Here is a 20,324-nt window from a genome sequence, read left to right as displayed (position 1 = left end):
TGGCGGACCGGACGGGACTCGAACCCGCGACCTCCGGCGTGACAGGCCGGCATTCTAACCAACTGAACTACCGGTCCGCACTCGTTTCTGCGATGCAATCGACCACTGAACTTCACAGTGGTGGGTGGTACAGGGATCGAACCTGTGACCCCCAGCTTGTAAGGCTGGTGCTCTCCCGGCTGAGCTAACCACCCCCGATCACATGGCGCTGCATTCTACGGAATCTGGACGCGTTGTCAACGCGTTTTTTCATAATACCGTGTCGACCAGCCGGCGTAGAACGTCAGGACATTCATCTACTTGGCCATCATCGATCGGCGATGACATGGCGTGTCATGGCCTCGGCGATGACCCCCGCCCCCTCCTCGATCAAGGCCGCCTGATCACGCCCCGAGGCGCGGCGCGGCATCCAGTCATGATCGCCGTCGTCCAGCCAATGCAGCTCCGCGCAGGCGGGCAACGCATAGCCCGCCACCTGCTCCCGCGTGCCGAAGGGATCCCGCACGCCCTGCACCACCAGGGTCGGACAGCTCAAGCGCGGCCAATGGTCGAGACGCAGCGATGCTAGCTTGCGCGGCGGATGAAAGGGATAGCCGCAGAGCGCCAGGCCGGCCGCGCCATCACGCGCCGCCAGCAGGCTCGCCACCCGGCCGCCCATGGACTTGCCGCCCAACCACAGCGGGCCCGGCATGAGCCGCCCCGTGGCATCGCGCCAGGCGGCGAACTCATCGACCAGCCGCTCGACCCGTGGCGGCGGTCGGCGACGCCCCTCCTCACGCATGCGCTGCATGTAGGCGAACTCGAAAGCCAGGGTCTGCACGCCCCGCTCGGCCAACGCCTGCCTGAGACGTCGCATGAAGGCGGAATCCTGCCCGGCCCCGGCGCCATGCGCCAGCAACAGCCGCCCGAGGCGTGCCTCGCCGGTCACCCCCAGGGGGCCCAGGCTTTCTAGCATGTGTATTTTTTCGAAATCAGACATTGTATACACTTACTGTCGACATATAATGTACTCTAAAAATGAAACAACAAGAACGTCACGCCAGGTGCCGGCGTGACGCTCATCATGCGGGCGACAGCCCCGGGCGAGACGACCGCCCAGCGCGACGCCCACCACCGCGTTCGATGGAACCCGACATGAGCAGAGCACTGGAACACCCCCGCTACAATTACAAGGTCGTGCGACAGTTCGCGATCATGACGGTGATCTGGGGCATCGTGGGCATGACCCTCGGCGTCACGATCGCCGCTCAGCTGGTCTGGCCGGAACTCAACCTGGGGCTACCCTGGACCAGCTTCGGCCGCCTGCGTCCGCTGCACACCAACGTGGTGATCTTCGCCTTCGGCGGCTCGGCGCTGTTCGCCACCTCCTACTACGTGGTGCAGCGGACCTGCCAGGCGCGTCTGTGCTCCGACCGACTGGCCGCCTTCACGTTCTGGGGCTGGCAGGCGGTGATCGTCTCGGCACTGATCACGCTGCCGCTGGGCTACACCGAGGTGAAGGAATACGCCGAGCTGGAGTGGCCGATCGACATCCTGCTCGCGGTGGTATGGATCGTCTACGCCAGCGTCTTCCTCGGCACCATCAAACGGCGCCAGACCTCCCACATCTACGTGGCCAACTGGTTCTACGCCGCCTTCATCCTCACCGTGGCGGTGCTGCACATCGTCAACAGCGCGGCACTGCCGGTCTCGGCCATGTCCTCGGTCTCGATGTACGCCGGGGCCGTCGATGCCATGACCCAATGGTGGTATGGGCACAATGCGGTGGGCTTCTTCTTGACCGCCGGCTTCCTCGGCATGATGTATTACTTCGTGCCCAAGCAGGCCGAGCGCCCGGTCTATTCCTATCGACTGTCGATCGTCCACTTCTGGGCGCTGATCATGGTCTACATGTGGGCCGGCCCCCACCACCTGCACTACACCGCCCTACCCAACTGGGCCCAGTCACTGGGCATGGTGATGTCGATCATCCTGTTGGCGCCCTCCTGGGGCGGCATGATCAACGGCATGATGACCCTCTCGGGGGCCTGGCATAAGCTGCGTACCGACCCCACCCTGCGCTTCCTGGTCGTGGCGCTGTCGTTCTACGGCATGTCGACCTTCGAGGGCCCGATGATGGCGGTGAAGACCGTCAACGCCCTGTCCCACTACACCGATTGGACCATCGGCCACGTCCATGCCGGGGCGCTGGGCTGGGTGGCGATGATCACCATCGGCTCGCTGTACCACCTGATCCCACGCGTCTACGGCCGCACCGAGATGCACTCCGTGGCGCTGATCGCCGTGCACTTCTGGCTGGCCACCGTCGGCACCGTGCTCTACATCGCCGCCATGTGGGTCAACGGCATCCTGCAGGGCCTGATGTGGCGGGCGGTCAACCCCGACGGCACCCTGATGTACAGCTTCATCGAATCCGTCGAGGCCAGTGGCGCGGGCTACGTCGTGCGTACCATCGGCGGGCTGTGCTGGGTGGTCGGCATGCTGGTCATGGCCGCCAACGTCTTCATGACCGTACGCCAGCCGCAGAGCCTGCAGCGAGCACCGGTCCAGGCGACCGCCTGAGCCCACAGGGAGCGAGAACACCGCCATGAGACACGACATCATCGAGAAGAACGTCGGCCTGCTCAGCGTACTGGTACTGGTGGTCATCAGCTTCGGCGGCCTTGCCGAGGTGGTGCCACTGTTCTTCCAGAAACAGACCACCGAGCCGGTGGAGGGGCTGGAACCGCTCTCGCCCCTGGAGCTCGCCGGCCGCGACATCTACCGCCGCGAGGGCTGCGTGGGCTGCCACTCACAGATGATCCGTCCCTTCCGCGCCGAGACCGAACGCTATGGCCATTACAGCGTCGCCGGCGAATCGGTCTACGAGCACAACTTCCTGTGGGGATCCAAGCGCACCGGCCCCGACCTTGCCCGGGTCGGCGGCCGCTACAGCGACGACTGGCACCGTGCGCATCTCTACAACCCCCGTGATGTGGTACCGGCCTCGATCATGCCGGCCTACCCCTGGCTGTTCGAGGACGTCATCGACGGCGACGCCATCGCCGCCAAGATGGGCGCCCTGCGCACCCTGGGTGTGCCCTACGACGATACGCAGATCGCCGGTGCCCGCGAGGCGGTGCACGGCGAACGCGAGATCACCGCCCTGGTGGCCTACCTGCAACAACTCGGCACCGTGCTGAAGGACGCCCGCTGACATGGATATCGGAACCCTACGCGGCATCATCACCGCCCTGCTGCTGGTCGGCTTCATCGGCCTGGTCTGCTGGGCCTATTCGAAGCGGCGCCAGCCGGACTTCGACGAAGCGGCCAACCTGCCCTTCGCCGACCAAGACGCCCCCATGAGCCACGCGGCCAGCGCCCGCCGAGACACGGGAGACCGCGACACATGAGTCATCTGTGGAGGGACGTGCTGCCCGGATTCTGGAGTGCCTGGATCATCGTCATCACCCTGGGCACCATCGCCATCAGCGCCTGGCTGCTGTTCGCCAACCGCAAGACCGACAAGCCCGCCGATGCCGACGGTCACGTCGAGACCACCGATCACACGGCCGACGAGATCGAAGAGTACGACAACCCCCTGCCGCGCTGGTGGTTCCAGCTGTATGTGGGCACGGTGATCTTCGCCCTGGGGTATCTGCTGCTTTACCCGGGGCTCGGCAACTATGCCGGCCTGCTGGGCTGGACTCAGGAAGGCCAGTGGGAAACCGAGGTGGCCCATGCCGAGGCGCGCTACGCGCCGATCTTCGAACGCTACCAACAGGTACCGATCCCGGAGCTTGCCCGGGACGCCGAGGCCATGGACGTCGCCGAGCGCCTGTTCCTCAACAACTGCGCCATCTGTCACGGCGCCAATGCCCGGGGCGGCGACGGCTTCCCCGACCTGACCGACGACGCCTGGCTCTATGGCGGCGCGCCGGACACCATCGTGGCCACTCTCACCGACGGGCGTAACGGTCGGATGCCCGCCTGGCAGCAGCTCGGCGAGGACAGCATCGAGAACCTCACCCAGCACGTGCTGTCGCTGTCCGGCCAGCCCCACGACGCCGGGCGCGCCGAGCAGGGCGCGACGATGTTCGCCTCGGTATGCAGCGCCTGCCACTCGCCCGACGGTACCGGCAACCAGGCCCTCGGCGCGCCGAACCTGACCGACGACGCCTGGCTGTATCGCCGGCCCGACCAGCCGCTGGCGGCCACGCTGCGCCAGACCCTGCGCCACGGACGCAGCGGGCACATGCCGGCCCAGGCCGACTACATCGGGGAAGACAAGGTCCACCTGGTGGCCGCCTATGTCTACGCCCTCGGCCGCCGCGATTGACCCCGCACCACGACGCGGCGTGGCCGCCGCCGAGAGCCTGTCATGAGCGATCCCATCCCCTGCCGCGACATCACCGACGCCACTCGCCACCACGCCCTGGACGAGGGCGTCGGCCAGGCGATGGGCACCCGCCGTCGCCATCTCTACGTGCGCGAGATCCGCGGGGTCTTCCAGCGCCTGCGGCGCGTCATCGGCTGGCCGCTGATGCTGGCCTACTTCGCCACCCCCTGGCTTGCCTGGGGCGAACGCCCGGCGGTGTGGTTCGATCTACCCAGCCGCGAGTTCCACCTCTTCGGCGCCACCTTCTATCCCCAGGAGTTCATGCTGCTCTCCTGGCTATTGATCATCGCCGCCTTCGGGCTGTTCTTCATCACCGTGCTCGCCGGCCGCTTGTGGTGCGGCTATGCCTGCCCACAGAGCGTCTGGACCCAGCTGTTCATCTGGGTCGAGCATCGCCTCGAGGGACCACGTCATCGCCGCATCAGGCTCGATCGGCGCGCCTGGGACGCCGACAAGTTGCGTCGCAAGTCCGCCAAACACACGGCCTGGCTCGTCATCGCCGTCGCTACCGGCCTGACCTGCGTCGGTTATTTCACGCCGATCCGCGCGCTGATGGTGGACCTCGCGCGGCTCGAGGCCCACGCCTGGGCCTGCTTCTGGATCGCCTTCTTCACGCTGTTCACCTACCTCAATGCCGGCTGGCTGCGCGAGCAGGTCTGCCATCACATGTGCCCTTATGCACGTTTCCAGGGTGTCATGTTCGACGCCGACACCCTGACCGTCGCCTATGATGCCGCGCGTGGCGAACCGCGCGGCCGGCGCGGCGGCAAGCTCCCCCATGACGCGGCCGAGGCGTCCGGCCACGGCGACTGCATCGACTGCGAGCTGTGTATCCAGGCCTGCCCCACCGGCATCGACATCCGCGACGGCCTGCAGCACGAGTGCATCGATTGTGCGGCCTGCATCGATGCCTGCGACGGCGTCATGGAGCGCCTGGGCTACCCTCGCGGGCTGATTCGCTACACCTCCGAGAACGCCCTGCAGGGCCATCCCTCGCGCCGGCTGCGTCCGCGCCTGCTCGGCTACCTGGCCGTGTTGCTGGTGATGCTCGGGCTGTTCATCGGCGCGCTCGGCGACCGTGTCCCGCTCGACATCGAGGTGGAGCGCGACCGCCAGCGGCTGTTCCAGCTGGCCGACGACGGCCGAATCCGCAACGTCTACACCCTGACGGTACGCAACCTGGATCAGCAAGATCGCGCCTACCGGCTCGAGGCCTCGGGCCTCGATGGGCTGACCCTGGACACCGCCCGCCTCCGCGTACCCGCCGGCGAGTCGCGCCGGCGGGTGGTGGAAGTCACCGTGCCGCCGCATGCCCTCGAGCACCCCAGCCACGCGATCCGGCTGCACCTCGAGGCGCTCGACGACCCCACCATCCGCCTCGAGCGCGATAGTCGTTTCCTAGGAGAGACCCGCTGATGAGCGTGCCACACCGGACCATCCCGCCCTGGTACAAGCAATTCTGGCCCTGGTTCATGATCGGCCTGCTGGGGGCCTCGGTGACCTTCAGCCTGGTCTACCTGGCCCTCTCGATTCACTACTTCGACGGCACCGTGGCCGACGACTATTACAAGGAAGGCCTGGCCATCAACCAGCAGATCGCCAAGCAGGAACGGGCCCGGGACCTAGGGCTCTCGGCCACTCTGCGCGCCGACCCGGCCACCGGCGACCTGGTCGTCGACCTGGCCGGCGAGGCGCACCCCGAGCGGCTGACCCTGAAGCTCATCTTCCCCACCGAGAACCACCGCGATCGACGGCTGACGCTCGAGCACCTGCATGCCGGGCGCTACGTCACCATGCTCGAGGCGCCGCTGCGCCACCGCCGCTACCTGCATCTGGAGCCCGCCGACACCGGCGAGCCCGCCTGGCGTCTCACCGGCGAGGCCCGATTCCCCGCCGAGACCGCGTTCACCCTGGTTCCTGGAGTCTGAGTCACCCCATGACCGCGCCCCATCCGTCTGCCGCCGAGGCCGTTGCCGCCCGCTGCTACCATTGCGGCGACCGCGTGCCGGAGGACGCCCCCTGGACGCTGACCCTCGACGGTGCCGAACAGCCGTTATGCTGTCCCGGCTGCGAGGCGGTGGCCCACGCCATCGTCGACGGCGGCCTGGCCGGCTACTACCGCTTTCGCAGCGAGCTGCCGGCGCGGCCCGACGATCGCCGGGCCGCGGATGCCGAGACCTGGGCGGTCTTCGACGCCCCCGGCCTGCAAGCACGCTTCGTGCACCCCGACGCCGATGGCGGCGTCCATGCCACCCTGGCGGTGGAAGGCATCACCTGCGCGGCCTGCGCCTGGCTGATCGAGCACCGCCTCAACGCCCTCGAGGGCATCACCTCAAGCGCCGTCAACCTCGCCCAGCATCGGCTGCGGGTCGCCTGGGATCCCGATCGCATCGCCTTCTCGCGGCTGCTCGCCGAGCTGGCCGCCATCGGCTACCCGGCCCGGCCCTATGAACCCGATGAGGCCCAGCGTCGCCTGCAGCGCGAGGAACGCCGCCAGGTGCGCCGATTGATCGTCGCCGCGGTGGGCATGATGCAGGTGGCGATGTTCTCGATCCCCTTCTACCTGGCCGGCGAGGACGGTCTGGGTGGCGACTTCGACACCCTCTTCCACTGGCTGGCCTTCGCCTTGACCACGCCGGTGGTGCTCTATTCCGCCCAGCCGTTCTGGCAAGGCGCGGCGCGCGACCTGCGCAACCGCCGGCTGGGCATGGACGTGCCGGTGTCGCTGGCCATCGCCGGCGCCTATCTCGCCAGCGGCTGGGCGCTGTTCGTCGGCCACGGCGAGGTGTATTTCGACTCCGCGGCCATGTTCACCTTCTTCCTGCTGTTCGGCCGCTACCTGGAGGTACGCGCCCGGCGGCACGGGGGGCGCCACGGCAACGCCCTGGCCGAACTGCTGCCCTTGGCGGCGACCCGCCTGGACGAGCGCGGCACGGCATGCCTGGTGCCCGCCAGCGAACTGGTCGCCGACGACCGGATACGGGTCAAGCCCGGCCACGGCGTGCCCGCCGATGGCGTGATCGAGGAAGGCGCCTCCAGCCTCGACGAGTCGCTGCTCAGCGGCGAGGCGTTGCCGGTCTCGCGCGGCGTCGGCGACACCGTGACCGGCGGCAGCCACAACGTCGAAAGCCCGCTGACCGTCCGCGTGACCCGTGCCGGCCGCGATGCCCGGGCGGCACAGCTGCTCGACCTCACCGACCGCGCCTTCGCCGAGCGCCCGCGCATCGCCCGCCAGGCCGCGCGGCTAGCCCATCACTTCGTGTTGCAGGTGCTGTTGGTCGCCGCCGCTACCGGGCTGGCCTGGTCGTTCATCGACCCCGCCCGGGCCTTCTGGGTGACGCTCTCGGTGCTGGTGGTCAGCTGCCCCTGCGCCCTGGCGCTGGCCATGCCCACGGCCCTGACCGCCGCCCACGGCCGGCTGTACCGGCGCGGCGTGCTGCTGACCCGCGCCGACGCCCTGGAGACCCTGCCGCGCCTCGAGCGAGTGATCTTCGACAAGACCGGCACCCTGACCACCGGCGACATGACACTGGGACGCCGGGTGATACTGCCGAGTGGCGATGCCGGCCGCCTGACGGCGCTGGCCGCGGCCCTGGAGGCCCATTCCGAACACCCCATCGCCCACGCCTTCCGCCCCTATCGCCGCCCGGGACTCGTCGCCCACGACGTCGTCGCCCGACCCGGCCAGGGCCTGGAAGGTCGCCTCGACGACCGGACCTGGCGGCTCGGCACGCCGGGCTTCGCCGCCCCGCAGGCCAACTCGCCGCCCCCGGGAGACGGCCACTGGCTGCTGCTCGCCGAGGACGGCGAGCCGCGGGCCTGGTTCGCCCTGCATGACCGGCTGCGCGAGGATGCCGCCGCCACGCTCGACGCCCTGAAAGCCCGCGGCATCGCGGTGGAACTGCTCTCCGGCGACGGCGAGGCGGCCACCCAGGCACTCGCCGAGGCGCTGGACATCGACGAGTGGCGCGGCGGCGCCAGCCCCGAGGACAAGCTGGCCCGGTTGCGGGAGCTGCAGGCCGCGGGCCAGCGAGTCGCGATGGTCGGCGACGGCATCAACGATGTCCCGGTGCTGGCCGGCGCCGACCTGGCCGTCGCCATGAACGGCGCCACCGATCTCGCCCGCACCCGGGCCGATGCCGTGCTGCTCGGCTCGCGCCTGGGCCGCCTCGTCGAGGCCCTCGAGATCGGCCACGCCACACGGCGGATCATCCGCCAGAACCTGGGCTGGGCGCTGGCCTACAACCTGCTGGCCCTGCCGCCGGCGGCCATGGGTTGGGTGCCCCCCTGGCTGGCGGCGCTGGGCATGTCGGCGAGCTCATTGGTAGTGGTCGCCAACGCCCTGCGGCTAACGCGCCGGCCGGACGAGGAGACCCCATGAGCATTCTCTACTTGCTGATTCCGCTGTCGCTGATGCTCCTCGGGCTAGCCGTGGCGGCCTTCTTCTGGGCGGTGCGCAACGATCAGTTCGATGACCTCGAAGGCCCCGCCCATCGCATCCTGTTCGATGATGACGACCCCGACCGGCCTGTGGCGGCCAGGTCCCGACAAGGCGGCGCGCCCGCTTCCTCCTCGACCACCCGCACAAGGACGCCCGAGTGAACCCCACCGGACTCGACCTCCCCCCGCTGGCCGCGGCCTTCGTCTTCGGCCTGCTCGGCGGCGCCCACTGCATCGGCATGTGCGGCGGCATCATGAGCGCGCTGAGCTTCGCCGTGCCGCCGAGCCAGCGCCATCCGGCGCGCCTGGCCGGCCTGCTGCTGGGCTACAACCTGGGACGCATCGCCAGCTACATGCTCGCCGGCGCGCTGGCGGCCGGGCTCGGCACCCTGGTCGGCGTGGCGCCGGGGGGGCGCCTGGCGCTCCAGGTGCTGGCCGCCACGATGCTGATCCTGATGGCGCTGTATATCGCCGACTGGTGGAAGGGGCTGCTCAGGGTCGAGGCGCTGGGCAGGCGCCTGTGGCGCCACCTGGAACCGATCGGCCGACGCCTGATGCCGGTGGTGAGGGTGCCCCAGGCGGTGGCCCTGGGCGCCGTCTGGGGCTGGCTGCCCTGCGGGCTAGTCTACTCGATGCTGGCCTGGAGCCTGGCCACTGCCGACCCGGCTAACGGCGCGCTGCTGATGGGCGCCTTCGGGCTCGGCACCCTGCCGGCGCTGCTCGCCACCGGCCTGGCCGCACGTCGGCTCGGCACGCTGATCCGCCAGCCGGCCACCCGCCGCCTCGCGGCACTGGCGATCATCGGCTTCGCCCTCTGGCAGCTGTGGGGGCTGAGACCCGGCGGCATGGACCATGGTGACGCGCACGCCGAGATGACGCCCGGGCACGCTCAGGCCAGCGAGGAGCACGCCGACATGGACGCTGGGCACAGGCATGACGACAGGGAACGGGGCGCCACGCACCCCGGCCATCGGTGAAATGGCTGTCGCGCCAGACGGGGGGGGAACGGGGACGCCATGAACGGCGAACGGATCGCTCGTCGCTTGCCGTTCAGGACGTCGGGCTTACGACTCCTGGTGCAGGTCGATCCGGTCGGCCTGCCTCTTCGCCTGCTGATCCTCGAGCCCGGCGAAGTCGAACAGTTCGCGATCGGCCAGCTGCGAGGGGGCGACATTGGTCACCGCCTTGAACATGCTTTCCAGGCGGCCGGGGTGCTTGACCTCCCAATCGGCGAGCATGTCCTTGACCACCTGGCGCTGCAGGTTGGGCTGCGAGCCACACAGGTTGCAGGGGATGATCGGGAACTCCATGCGCCGGGAGAACTCGGCGATGTCCGCCTCGCGGCAGTAGGCCAGCGGGCGTATGACCATGTTCTTGCCGTCATCGGAGAGCAGCTTGGGCGGCATGGACTTGAGGCTGCCGCCGAAGAACATGTTGAGGAACAGCGTCTCGAGGATGTCCTCGCGATGGTGGCCCAAGGCGATCTTGGTGGCGCCGATCTCCTCGGCATAGCCATACAGCGAGCCACGCCGCAGGCGTGAGCAGAGCGCACAGGTGGTCTTGCCTTCCGGGGTCTTCTCCTTGACCACCGAGTAGGTGTCGCGCTCGAGGATATGGTAATCGACGCCGATGCCGTCCAGGTACTCGGGCAGCACATGCTCGGGGAAGCCGGGCTGCTTCTGGTCGAGGTTGACCGCCACCAGCGAGAAGTTCACCGGCGCACTGCGTTGCAGGCTGCGCAGGATCTCGAGCATGGTATAGCTGTCCTTGCCGCCGGACAGGCACACCATCACCTTGTCGCCCTCGCGAATCATGCCGAAGTCGATGATGGCATTGCCGGCCTGGCGCCGTAGCCGCTTCTGCAGCTTATTGAATTCGCGCTTGGCCTGGGCGTCGGGGGCATCGGCGGACGAAGTCGACGGCGCGGCAGAGGCGGCCTCGTCGGCGGGGCGGGGATCGAAGGTCACGGCATCTTGCATGATCGGGGCGCTGCCAGGGCATCGGGGAGAAATGGAAAGGGGCTATCCTACCACCCTGCCGCGAGGCTGGCGATGTGGCGCGAGCTCAAGCGCCGTGGCGGACAGGCGCCGTGGCGCGCTCCAGGCGCCGATGCATCAGGGCGGTGGTGATCGCCGCGCCCAGCACGCCCTGGGGGTCCACCGACGGAACCTCGAGGCCCGACGCCGGATGATGGCGCTGGTAGCGCTGAGCCAGGTCGATGCCGGCGTTGGGCAATTCGAAGCCGAGGACACGCCGCAACGAGCGGTTGAGCACCGCCAGGTCGTGATCCAGCCGCCAGCTCACCAGCGGACGATTACCGACGAAATCGAGCAAGCGGGCCAGGGCCTGATCGATCGTCACCTCCTCATCGGGATCACCGCTCCGCCGGTCCGGCGTCTCGGCACCTCGTCCCTGCGGCGTCACCAGGCGCAGCTCCAGTGACTCGCGGGTCAGCACCCTGTCGCCGCGCAGGCAGACCGCGGCGATCGCCAGCGGCTCGGCATGGCGCGCGTCGTCGCTCGACTGCACGGCCAAGGCCACCAGCTCCTCCCCGGTATAGGGGCGAAACAGCCAGCCGTAGTCGCCATCGGCATGACGATGGCGATCGACCAGGCGGCGCAGGGTCTTGAGCATGCCGGACTCCTTGTCATGTCATGAATCGACTCGCCATCGCCTCAGGCGTCATCCATCGCCTCTACGCTGGCGAGTCACGCCGAATATCCTCGCCCGACATCATCACGCCGGCCGCACGCAGCATGACGGCGTTCGACATCGAGCGGGTGAGCGGGGCTCGTGCCGAAGAATCACCGCCCCACCCAGGCACTTCTCTCCCAGGCGATCGGTCTTGAACATGACGAGCCCAGCCGGTCGCCAGGGGCTTGTCATGCAGAGTATCAAGCCCCTGCCACGACCCGAATCTAGACCATGGTGTTAGGCACGACGGGCCATCATTTCGTTTCGATACCCGCTCGCTAGCGGCCTCTTCTACCAAGGTATTATCGTGCTCCACCTCGTCACCCAATGTCCTTGCCTTTAGTCCTACTCATGGCCCTGGTTCGCCTTCGGAGAAACGAATAGACGATCGTCCAATGCCGGCCTTCTCCGGATGACAAACTCTTCCATAAAAGTTATGTAATTACTTGATTTCAATGAAACCCATTCCATAGAAACGATTAACTTTCGTCTCATGATACGAAAGTCTGCGATGTTTTTTACGGGATTGTTGACCAGCATTGTCAATGATTCATGGGCGATACCATCACCCTCGAGGCCGTTACCTTTCCCGAGTCGCAAGCGTATCGCCCGCCACACCGTCGTCGTCCAGCGACCACGCCGCGACGATCCATGAATGCTATGAGCGACTTCCCGAATCCCAACAACAAGCGGAGAGCAAAAACATGGCTGAAGAGACCTCCAATGCCGAAGCCTACTGGAAGGCCAACCTGCGATTGATCACCGGCTGCCTGATCGTCTGGGCGGCCGTCTCCTACGGCGGCGCCATCCTGCTTCGACCACTGCTATCGGGCATTGCCGTGGGCGGAACCGACCTGGGCTTCTGGTTCGCTCAGCAGGGCTCCATCCTGACCTTCATCGGCCTGATCTTCTTCTATGCCTGGAAGATGAACCGGCTGGACAAGCAATTCGGGCTCGGGGAGTAAGCCAGCATGAGTCAATTCGCCATCAACGTGCTGTTCGTCGGCGCCTCCTTCGCCATCTACATCGGCATCGCCATCTGGGCCAAGGCCGGCTCGACCAAGGACTTCTACGTCGCCGGCGGCGGCATTCACCCGATCACCAACGGCATGGCCATCGGTGCCGACTGGATGTCTGCGGCTTCCTTCATATCGATGGCCGGCCTGATCGCCGCCGGCGGCTACGCCAACTCCACCTTCCTGATGGGCTGGACCGGCGGCTACGTGCTGCTGGCCATGCTGCTGGCCCCCTACCTGCGCAAGTTCGGCAAGTTCACGGTGCCGGAATTCATCGGTGACCGCTTCTACAGCAAGAACGCCCGCCTGGTCGCGGTGGTCTGTCTGATCGTGGCCTCGGTGACCTATGTCATCGGCCAGATGGCCGGCGCCGGCGTGGCCTTCTCGCGCTTCCTCGAGGTCGATGCCACCACCGGCCTGATCATCGCCGCCGTGGTGGTGTTCTGCTATGCGGTGCTGGGGGGCATGAAGGGCATCACCTATACCCAGGTGGCCCAGTACGTCGTGCTGATCATCGCCTATACCATCCCGGCGGTGTTCATCTCCCTGGAGCTGACCGGCAACCCGATTCCGGCGCTGGGGCTGTTCTCCGAACACAGCGAATCCGGTATGCCGCTGCTGTCCAAGCTCAACCAGGTGATCACCGATCTCGGCTTCAACGAGTACACCGCGGACGTGGACAACAAGCTCAACATGGTGCTGTTCACCCTGTCGCTGATGATCGGTACCGCCGGCCTGCCCCACGTCATCATCCGCTTCTTCACCGTGCCCAAGGTCGCCGATGCCCGCTGGTCGGCCGGCTGGGCACTGGTGTTCATCGGCCTGCTCTACCTGACCGCCCCGGCCGTGGCCTCCATGGCGCGCCTCAACCTGATGACCACCATCTACCCCGAGGGCCCGACCGCCGAGGCGATCCAGTACGACGAGCGTCCCAACTGGATGCGTGAGTGGGAAGTCACCGGGCTGATTCAGTACGAGGACAAGAACGACGACGGCCGCATCCAGCTCTACAACGACACCGAGGCCTTCGCCCCGACCGCCGAGCAGCGCGGCTGGGAAGGCAACGAGCTGGACGTCAACCGCGACATCCTGGTGCTGGCCAACCCCGAGATCGCCAACCTGCCCGGCTGGGTGATCGGCCTGATCGCCGCAGGCGGCCTGGCGGCGGCGCTGTCGACGGCCGCGGGGCTATTGTTGGCGATCTCCTCGGCGATCAGCCACGACCTCATCAAGGGCTCGATCAACCCTCGTATCTCCGAGAAGGGGGAGCTGCTGGCGGCGCGGATCTCGATGTCGGTGGCGATCGTCGTGGCCACGTATCTGGGCGCCAACCCTCCGGGCTTCGCCGCCCAGGTGGTGGCACTGGCCTTCGGGATCGCCGCCGCCTCGCTGTTCCCGGCGCTGATGATGGGGATCTTCTCCAAGCGAGTGAACAACTACGGCGCTACCGCCGGCATGCTCACCGGCCTGGTCTTCACGCTGGTCTACATCTTCATCTACAAGGGCTGGTTCTTCATTCCGGGCACCAACAATCTGGCGGACACCCCGGAGAACTGGGTGATGGGCATCTCGCCGCTGTCGATCGGCGCGGTCGGGGCGATCATCAACTTCGCCGTGGCCTTCGCCGTCTCCAAGTCGACCGCCGCCCCGCCCCAGGAAATCCAGGACCTGGTCGAGAGCGTGCGCTACCCGAAGGGCGCTGGCACCGCCGTCGACCACTGAGTCATACTCCTCCCGGCGCCCGCGCGGCGCCGGCCCACCCTCCATGTCGGGCTTCCTTCGGGAAGCCCGACGGCTGTCAGGACGCGTTCTATGATTTGGCACTTGATCGCGGCGCTCGTCGCCGGACTCGGCGCGGCGGGCATCGCCCTGCTGCTGCGCACGCTCACCGCCAGGCGGCTGCCGCGCTGGATCGTGCCGGCCTTCGCCGGCCTCGGCATGCTCGCCTACCAGATTCACCACGAATACACCTGGTTCGACCACAAGCAGGCCCAGCTACCCGAATCGACCCGGGTGGTGGCCAGCGAGCAGCGCCCCGCCTTCTGGCGGCCCTGGACCTACGTGGTGCCGCTGACCACGGCCTTCTCGGTGATCGACGAAGACGGGCTGGCCCGCTCCCGCGCCGCCGGCCAGCCGCTGGTCGAGTTCATCCTCTATCGCTTCGAGATGAGCGCCGCCGACCAGCTCGCGCATCGCCCACAGCTCTTGAACTGCGCCTCCGGCGAACTGGTCCCCCTCACCGAGGACTCGCGCCAGCCGCAGACCCAGGCCCTACGCCGGCTCGGCGACGACGACCCGCTGCGCCGAGCCGTCTGTCCCACCGCCTGACCGAACCACCAGACACCCAACGCCGCGAGTCGCCGAGCCAATCCACATGGACAGCACTCCACCGGGCCTTAGAATGGTCGGGAACTCGAGGGAGATGACCATGTTCGCTGGCTGGCTGCTGATCGCCGTTTCAATGCTGTATATCGCCGTGCTGTTCGCCATCGCCTGGCGAGGCGACCGCATGGCCCGCCAGCATGGCGCCACGCGGCGCCGGCCGGTGATCTACAGCCTGGCGCTGGCGATCTACTGCACCTCCTGGACCTTCCACGGCGCCGTCGGGCAGGCCGCCACCTCCGGCTGGTCGTTCACCAGTATCTTCGTCGGGCCGATCCTCACCCTGCTGTTGTTCTGGCCGGTGCTGGCCAAGATGATCCGCGTCGCCAAGCACCAGAACGTCACCTCGATCGCCGACTTCATCGCCTCGCGCTACGGCAAGACCCAGTCGCTGGCCGCCTTCGCCAGCCTGGTGGCGTTGATCGGCACCCTGCCCTACATCGTGCTGCAGCTGAAGGCGGTCTCGACGTCCTTCAGCGTGATGACCGAGGCCTCGGACATCACCCGCGCGCCGCTGTTCGGCGATACTGCCTTCTACGTGGCCCTGGTGATGGCGGCCTTCGCCATCCTCTTCGGCACCCGCCACACCGATGCCACCGAGCACCACGAAGGGTTGATCCACGCCGTGGCCTTCGAGTCGCTGGTCAAGCTGGTGGCCTTCCTGGTGCTCGGTGCCTACGTCACCTGGGGTATGTTCGACGGCCTCGGCGACCTGCTGGCCTTCGCCGATATCCAGCTCGAGCTGCAGCGCCAGCTGGCCCAGCAGGACTTCGGCCAGAGCTTCTGGGCCCAGACCCTGCTGGCGATGCTGGCAATCCTCTGCCTGCCCCGCCAGTTCCACGTCGCGGTGGTCGAGAACACCCATCACGACGATGCCACCAAGGCCCGCTGGCTGTTCCCGCTCTACCTGGCGGCCTTCGCCTTCTTCGTGCTGCCGCTGGCCGCCGCCGGCCTGACCCTGTTCGCCGACGGCAGCGTCGACCCCGACAGCTACGTGCTGGCCCTGCCCATCGCCGCGGGCAGCGAATGGCTGGCCCTGCTGACCTTCATCGGCGGTTTCTCGGCGGCCACCGGCATGGTCATCGTCGCCGCGGTGGCGGTGTCGATCATGATCTCCAACGAGATCGTCATACCGGCGCTGTTCCGGCTGCGCTGGTTCGACACCAAGGCCCGCGACTACGGCCGGCTGGTACTGCGCACGCGACGCATCACCATCGCGGTGATCCTGGCGCTGGCCTACGGCACCTATCAGCTGATCGGCGACTTCAGCTCGCTGGCCTCCATCGGCATGCTGTCGTTCGCCGCCGCCGCCCAGTTCGCCCCGGCGCTGATCGGCGGGCTCTACTGGAAACGCGGCAACCGCCTGGGGGTGATCGTCGGCATGAACGCCGGCTTCGCCATCTGGGCCTACAGCCTGCTGATGCCGGCGATGATCGCCGCCGGTGTGCTACCCCAGGCCTGGCTCGAAGGCGGCCCGTTCCACGTCGGCTGGCTGTCGCCCACCTCGCTGTTCGGCCTCAATGTCGGCGATGGCTTCACCCACGGGGTGATGCTGTCGCTGGGCGTGAACCTGGTGGCCTACATCTTCGTCTCCCAGATGACGCCCCAGCGGGTCGTGGAGCGCATCCAGGCCTCGCTGTTCGTCGACAGCGTCGAGACCCGCCAGACCTCGGTGAACCGCCCCTGGACCGGCGCCACCACGGTGGGCGACCTCAAGGTGCTGTGCCAGCGCTTCCTGGGCGCCGAACAGGTCGACCGCGCCTTCGACGACTACGCGCGTCGCAACGGCACGCCGCTCGACGCCCACGCCCGGGCCTCGATCGACGTCATCCAGTTCACCGAACGCTTCCTGGCCTCGGTGCTCGGCGCCTCCTCGGCACGCATCGTCGTCAACTCGGCGCTGCAGGGCCGCGGCATCGGCATCTCCGACGTGATCTCGATCGTCGACGAGGCCTCCCAGGTGCTGGAGTTCAACCGTGCCCTGCTGCAGGCCACCATCGAGAACATCAACCAGGGCATCAGCGTGGTCGACCAGAACCTGAGCCTGGTGGTGTGGAACCAGCGCTACCTGGAGCTGTTCCGCTTCCCCGATCACCTGATCCGGGTCGGCGCGCCGATCGACCGCATCTTCCGCTACAACGCCCACAACGGCGAATACGGCCCGGGCGACCCCGAGGAACACGTGCAGCTACTGCTCGACAACATCCGCGAGGGCCAGCCGCACCGCTACGTGCGCTACCGCCAGGATGGCAGCGTGCTGGAGGTCCAAGGCAACCCGATGCCGGGCGGCGGCTTCGTCTACACCTATCAGGACATCACCCAGCAGAAGCGCACCGAAGAGGCGCTGATCCGCTCGGAGAACAACATCCGCATCTACACCGACAACGTGCCCGCGCTGATCGCCTACTTCGACAAGGAGTGCCGCTACCTCTTCACCAACCGCGCCTACGAGCAGGCCTTCTCCATCGACCGCACCGCGGTGATCGGCCAGCCGCTCCAGGAGGTGCTGCCCACGCCCATGCACAGCGAGCGTGCACCCTGGATCCGGCGTGCCCTGGACGGCGAGCGGGTCAGCTTCGAGGTCTCGCTGCGCCTGGCCGAAGGCATCCGCTACATGCTGGTCACCTACACCCCGCACTTCGGCGACAGCGGAGCGATCCTGGGCTTCTTCGCGCTCTATCAGGACATCACCGAGCGCCGCCGCGCCGAGATCGCCCTGCAGGAGACCAACGAGACCCTCGAGGAACGGGTGCGCGAACGCACCCAGGCGCTGTCCGAGGCCAACGCCGCGCTGCGTCAGGAAAACCGGGTCCGCGCCGAGGCCGAGCAGGCGCTGCGCCAGGCCAAGCAGGGCGCCGAAGACGCCAACGCCTCCAAGACCCGCTTTTTGGCCGCGGCCAGCCATGACCTGCTGCAGCCGTTGAATGCCGCACGGCTGTTCACCTCCGCGCTCTCCCAGGAGATGGCCGCCGACGAGATGCGCCGCACCATCGGCCATATCGACAACTCGCTGCAGGCCGCCGAGGAGCTGCTCGGCACCCTGCTCGACATCTCCAAGCTCGACGCCGGGGCGCTGACGCCACGGCGCAGCCACTTCGCCCTGGCCGATGTGTTCCGCCCGCTGCGCGCCGAATTCGAGGTCATGGCCGAGGAGCGCGGCCTGGATCTGGTGGTGGTGCCGACCGCCACCTGGGTCGACAGCGACGCCCAGATGCTCAGGCGCATCGTGCAGAACTTCCTGTCCAACGCCATCCGCTACACCCAGCAGGGCCGGGTGATGCTGGGCTGCCGGCGCCAGGGCGAGCGTCTCGCCATCGAGGTCTGGGACTCCGGCCCCGGCATTCCCGAGTCCAAGCAGGCCGAGATCTTCCAGGAGTTCCGCCGCCTCGATCAGGCCTCGCGCCACAAGGAGAGCGAGAAGGGCCTGGGCCTGGGGCTGTCGATCGCCGACCGCATGGCCCGCGTGCTCGATCATCCGATCCGGGTGCGCTCCTGGGAAGGCGTGGGCACCGTGTTCTCGGTCAGCGTGCCGACGGTGGCCGCCCGCGCGCAGCAACACCCCGAGGAGGCCCGGCCCCGGCGGGCCGGCAACAAGCTGGCCGGCAAGCGAATCCTGTGCATCGATAACGAATCGCTGATCCTCGAGGGCATGAAGGCGATGCTCTCCGGCTGGGGCTGCGAGGTCTTCACCGCGACCTCGATCGGCGGCGCCAAGTCGGTGCTGCGCCACCTGGACGCGGACCCCGACGCGATACTCGCCGACTATCACCTGGACAACGAGGTAACCGGCCTGATGGCCATGGAGGCGCTCGGCGAACGCCTGGCGGGTGCCGTGCCAGGCATCGTGATCACCGCCGATCGCACCGAGGAAGTCGCCGAGGAGATCAAGCGCGCCGGCTACCAGCTGCTGCTCAAGCCGGTACGCCCCGCCGCGCTGCGCGCGCTGCTGACCCGCACCCTGCAGGCCAGCCGCGCCGCCACCCATCAGGACCCATGAGAATGGCGCGCCCGAGGCCGGACGATAGCCTGCGATGATCGGCCCGGCACCCGGAGCCTATTGGCCAGGCGGCGGCTCCCGGGTTAACTTAGGGTAAAGTCATTAACCTAGGTTAACGGGGCGTATACCGATGCTACCCGCGATTTCCAACGACGCCGTCCGCGACCAGGCGGCCCGGACCCTGAGCGGCCAGCGCCGCCGCTTTGGCTGGACGGCCTTCTTCGGGCCGGCGCTGATCGCCGCCGTGGCCTACGTCGACCCCGGCAACTTCGCCACCAACATCGAGGCCGGCTCGCGCTACGGCTATACGCTGCTATGGGTGGTGCTCGGCGCCAACCTGATGGCGATGCTGATCCAGACCCTGTCGGCACGCCTGGGGCTGGCCACCGGCCGCAACCTCGCCGAGGTGATCCGCGAGCGCTATCCACGCCCGGTGGTATGGGTCTACTGGGTGCAGGCCGAGATCGTCGCCATCGCCACCGACCTCGCCGAGTTCCTCGGCGCCGCCCTCGCCTTCAACCTGTTGTTCGGCCTGTCGCTGGTCGAGGGGGCGCTGCTCACCGGGGCCATCACCTACCTGGCGCTATTGTTGCACCGTCACGGCTTCCGGCTGATGGAGATCATCATCGGCGCCATGATCCTGGCCATCGCCAGCGGCTTCTTGCTGGAGATGGTGCTCGCGCCACCGCAGGCCGCGCCGCTGCTCAAGGGTCTGCTGGTGCCCGGCTTCCCCGACGGCTACGCCCTCTACCTGGCCGCGGGCATCCTCGGCGCCACCGTGATGCCGCATGTCATCTACCTGCACTCGGCACTGTCCCAGAACCGCATCCAGGCACGCAGCGACGGCGAGCGACGGCGGCTGATGCGTTACTACCGGCTCGACGTCATCGTCGGCATGGCGATCGCCGGGCTGGTCAACCTGAGCATGCTGGCCCTGGCGGCCTCGGTCTTCCACGCCCAGGGCCGCCTCGACGTGGCCACCATCAGCGACAGCTACCGGCTGCTGGCGCCGATGATGGGCCAGCAGCTGGCCAGCCACCTGTTCGGCCTGGCGCTGCTGCTGGCGGGGCTCTCCTCGTCGATCGTCGGCACCCTCTCGGGCCAGGTGATCATGCAAGGCTTCGTGCGCTTCACCATCCCGCTGTGGTTGCGCCGCCTGATCACCATGCTGCCGGCGCTGGCGGTGATCCTGATGGGCATCTCGGAGCAGAAGGCACTGGTCGCGAGCCAGGTGATCCTGAGCTTCGGCATCCCCTTCGCGCTCATACCGCTGCTATGCTTCACCGCCAACCGCCGCTTGATGGGCAACCTGGTCAATGGCCGCACGGTGACCGTGGTGGGCGCGGCGATCTGTGCACTGATCATCGCCCTCAACGGCTACGTGCTGTTCTTCACCCTCATCGGCAACGGATAGCCC

16 protein-coding genes, 2 tRNA genes and 1 pseudogene are annotated in these 20,324 nt (G+C 67.7%); 14 read left to right on the top strand and 5 right to left on the bottom strand.

Annotation, left to right across the window (positions count from 1 at the left end):
- From ETC07_RS05515 to ETC07_RS05505, 3 genes are all read right to left on the bottom strand, one after another.
- Positions 1-77: transfer RNA gene (locus tag ETC07_RS05515), tRNA-Asp, on the bottom strand.
- Between the two features lie 41 nt (positions 78-118).
- Positions 119-194, bottom strand: a tRNA-Val gene (locus tag ETC07_RS05510).
- A gap of 113 nt (positions 195-307) precedes the next feature.
- Positions 308-955 carry an alpha/beta family hydrolase gene (locus ETC07_RS05505; protein WP_240724566.1) on the bottom strand — a complete coding sequence of 216 codons (648 nt, stop codon included), beginning with the start codon at positions 953-955 and terminating at the stop codon, positions 308-310.
- A 179-nt stretch (positions 956-1,134) separates the two neighbouring features.
- On the opposite strand from ETC07_RS05505, the gene ccoN reads away from it, so the two are divergent.
- From ccoN to ETC07_RS05460, 9 genes and pseudogenes are all read left to right on the top strand, one after another.
- Positions 1,135-2,562, top strand: coding sequence for a cytochrome-c oxidase, cbb3-type subunit I (ccoN, locus tag ETC07_RS05500; protein ID WP_136247500.1), 1,428 nt, complete (start codon positions 1,135-1,137; stop codon positions 2,560-2,562).
- Between the two features lie 25 nt (positions 2,563-2,587).
- Positions 2,588-3,196, top strand: a complete 609-nt coding sequence (gene ccoO / locus ETC07_RS05495; protein ID WP_136247499.1) for a cytochrome-c oxidase, cbb3-type subunit II — start codon at positions 2,588-2,590, stop codon at positions 3,194-3,196.
- A gap of 1 nt (position 3,197) precedes the next feature.
- A complete protein-coding gene (locus ETC07_RS05490) occupies positions 3,198-3,392 on the top strand; it encodes a cbb3-type cytochrome oxidase subunit 3 (RefSeq protein WP_136247498.1) in 195 nt (64 codons plus the stop codon).
- Complete coding sequence (ccoP, locus tag ETC07_RS05485; RefSeq protein WP_136247497.1) at positions 3,389-4,318, top strand: cytochrome-c oxidase, cbb3-type subunit III; 930 nt, start codon at positions 3,389-3,391, stop codon at positions 4,316-4,318. The genes ETC07_RS05490 and ccoP overlap by 4 nt, the downstream gene beginning before the upstream one ends.
- A gap of 42 nt (positions 4,319-4,360) precedes the next feature.
- Entirely contained in the window at positions 4,361-5,794 is a 1,434-nt protein-coding gene (ccoG, locus tag ETC07_RS05480) for a cytochrome c oxidase accessory protein CcoG (RefSeq protein ID WP_136247496.1), read from the top strand.
- A complete protein-coding gene (locus ETC07_RS05475; RefSeq protein ID WP_136247495.1) occupies positions 5,794-6,306 on the top strand; it encodes a FixH family protein in 513 nt (170 codons plus the stop codon). Before ccoG ends, ETC07_RS05475 begins: the two co-directional genes overlap by 1 nt.
- Positions 6,307-6,314: 8 nt before the next feature.
- The gene (locus ETC07_RS05470; protein WP_136247494.1) at positions 6,315-8,759 is read left to right on the top strand and encodes a heavy metal translocating P-type ATPase; all 2,445 of its coding nucleotides are present in this window, start codon (positions 6,315-6,317) and stop codon (positions 8,757-8,759) included.
- The gene (gene ccoS, locus ETC07_RS05465) at positions 8,756-8,980 is read left to right on the top strand and encodes a cbb3-type cytochrome oxidase assembly protein CcoS (protein WP_240724565.1); all 225 of its coding nucleotides are present in this window, start codon (positions 8,756-8,758) and stop codon (positions 8,978-8,980) included. The genes ETC07_RS05470 and ccoS overlap by 4 nt, the downstream gene beginning before the upstream one ends.
- Positions 8,977-9,657, top strand: a pseudogene (locus ETC07_RS05460) (sulfite exporter TauE/SafE family protein); the annotation flags it as partial. The gene ccoS and the pseudogene ETC07_RS05460, both read left to right, overlap by 4 nt.
- A 225-nt stretch (positions 9,658-9,882) precedes the next feature.
- On the opposite strand, the gene ttcA reads toward ETC07_RS05460, so the two are convergent.
- Both ttcA and ETC07_RS05450 read right to left on the bottom strand, forming a co-directional pair.
- Positions 9,883-10,797 carry a tRNA 2-thiocytidine(32) synthetase TtcA gene (ttcA, locus tag ETC07_RS05455; protein ID WP_136247492.1) on the bottom strand — a complete coding sequence of 305 codons (915 nt, stop codon included), beginning with the start codon at positions 10,795-10,797 and terminating at the stop codon, positions 9,883-9,885.
- An 85-nt stretch (positions 10,798-10,882) separates the two neighbouring features.
- Positions 10,883-11,452 carry a 3'-5' exonuclease family protein gene (locus ETC07_RS05450; protein WP_136247491.1) on the bottom strand — a complete coding sequence of 190 codons (570 nt, stop codon included), beginning with the start codon at positions 11,450-11,452 and terminating at the stop codon, positions 10,883-10,885.
- A 764-nt stretch (positions 11,453-12,216) separates the two neighbouring features.
- On the opposite strand from ETC07_RS05450, the gene ETC07_RS05445 reads away from it, so the two are divergent.
- The 5 genes from ETC07_RS05445 (at position 12,217) to ETC07_RS05425 (ending at position 20,321) form a co-directional block, all read left to right on the top strand.
- Complete coding sequence (locus ETC07_RS05445) at positions 12,217-12,477, top strand: DUF4212 domain-containing protein (protein ID WP_136247490.1); 261 nt, start codon at positions 12,217-12,219, stop codon at positions 12,475-12,477.
- Positions 12,478-12,483: 6 nt separating this feature from the next.
- Positions 12,484-14,250 (top strand): sodium:solute symporter family protein, encoded by a 1,767-nt coding sequence (locus ETC07_RS05440; protein ID WP_136247489.1) that lies wholly within the window; start codon positions 12,484-12,486, stop codon positions 14,248-14,250.
- 90 nt (positions 14,251-14,340) lie between these two features.
- Positions 14,341-14,856: a hypothetical protein gene (locus ETC07_RS05435; protein WP_136247488.1), complete on the top strand. Its 516-nt coding sequence runs from the start codon at positions 14,341-14,343 to the stop codon at positions 14,854-14,856.
- 100 nt (positions 14,857-14,956) lie between these two features.
- Positions 14,957-18,907 carry a hybrid sensor histidine kinase/response regulator gene (locus ETC07_RS05430; RefSeq protein ID WP_136247487.1) on the top strand — a complete coding sequence of 1,317 codons (3,951 nt, stop codon included), beginning with the start codon at positions 14,957-14,959 and terminating at the stop codon, positions 18,905-18,907.
- Positions 18,908-19,037: 130 nt separating this feature from the next.
- A complete protein-coding gene (locus ETC07_RS05425; protein WP_136247486.1) occupies positions 19,038-20,321 on the top strand; it encodes an Nramp family divalent metal transporter in 1,284 nt (427 codons plus the stop codon).
- Positions 20,322-20,324: the final 3 nt, after the last annotated feature.

It is taken from the genome of Halomonas borealis (assembly GCF_004798905.1).
GTDB lineage: Bacteria > Pseudomonadota > Gammaproteobacteria > Pseudomonadales > Halomonadaceae > Halomonas > Halomonas borealis.
Note: the sequence above shows the minus strand (reverse complement) of the source record. Positions and strands in the feature narration are given on the sequence as shown.

Excerpts from the sequence above, each read along its gene's own strand:
- ETC07_RS05505 (WP_240724566.1), bottom strand. The coding sequence starts at position 955 with ATGCTAGAAAGCCTGGGCCCCCTGGGGGTGACCGGCGAGGCACGCCTC.
- ccoN (WP_136247500.1), top strand. The coding sequence starts at position 1,135 with ATGAGCAGAGCACTGGAACACCCCCGCTACAATTACAAGGTCGTGCGA.
- ccoO (WP_136247499.1), top strand. The coding sequence starts at position 2,588 with ATGAGACACGACATCATCGAGAAGAACGTCGGCCTGCTCAGCGTACTG.
- ETC07_RS05490 (WP_136247498.1), top strand. The coding sequence starts at position 3,198 with ATGGATATCGGAACCCTACGCGGCATCATCACCGCCCTGCTGCTGGTC.
- ccoP (WP_136247497.1), top strand. The coding sequence starts at position 3,389 with ATGAGTCATCTGTGGAGGGACGTGCTGCCCGGATTCTGGAGTGCCTGG.
- ccoG (WP_136247496.1), top strand. The coding sequence starts at position 4,361 with ATGAGCGATCCCATCCCCTGCCGCGACATCACCGACGCCACTCGCCAC.
- ETC07_RS05475 (WP_136247495.1), top strand. The coding sequence starts at position 5,794 with ATGAGCGTGCCACACCGGACCATCCCGCCCTGGTACAAGCAATTCTGG.
- ETC07_RS05470 (WP_136247494.1), top strand. The coding sequence starts at position 6,315 with ATGACCGCGCCCCATCCGTCTGCCGCCGAGGCCGTTGCCGCCCGCTGC.
- ccoS (WP_240724565.1), top strand. The coding sequence starts at position 8,756 with ATGAGCATTCTCTACTTGCTGATTCCGCTGTCGCTGATGCTCCTCGGG.
- ttcA (WP_136247492.1), bottom strand. The coding sequence starts at position 10,797 with ATGCAAGATGCCGTGACCTTCGATCCCCGCCCCGCCGACGAGGCCGCC.
- ETC07_RS05450 (WP_136247491.1), bottom strand. The coding sequence starts at position 11,452 with ATGCTCAAGACCCTGCGCCGCCTGGTCGATCGCCATCGTCATGCCGAT.
- ETC07_RS05445 (WP_136247490.1), top strand. The coding sequence starts at position 12,217 with ATGGCTGAAGAGACCTCCAATGCCGAAGCCTACTGGAAGGCCAACCTG.
- ETC07_RS05440 (WP_136247489.1), top strand. The coding sequence starts at position 12,484 with ATGAGTCAATTCGCCATCAACGTGCTGTTCGTCGGCGCCTCCTTCGCC.
- ETC07_RS05435 (WP_136247488.1), top strand. The coding sequence starts at position 14,341 with ATGATTTGGCACTTGATCGCGGCGCTCGTCGCCGGACTCGGCGCGGCG.
- ETC07_RS05430 (WP_136247487.1), top strand. The coding sequence starts at position 14,957 with ATGTTCGCTGGCTGGCTGCTGATCGCCGTTTCAATGCTGTATATCGCC.
- ETC07_RS05425 (WP_136247486.1), top strand. The coding sequence starts at position 19,038 with ATGCTACCCGCGATTTCCAACGACGCCGTCCGCGACCAGGCGGCCCGG.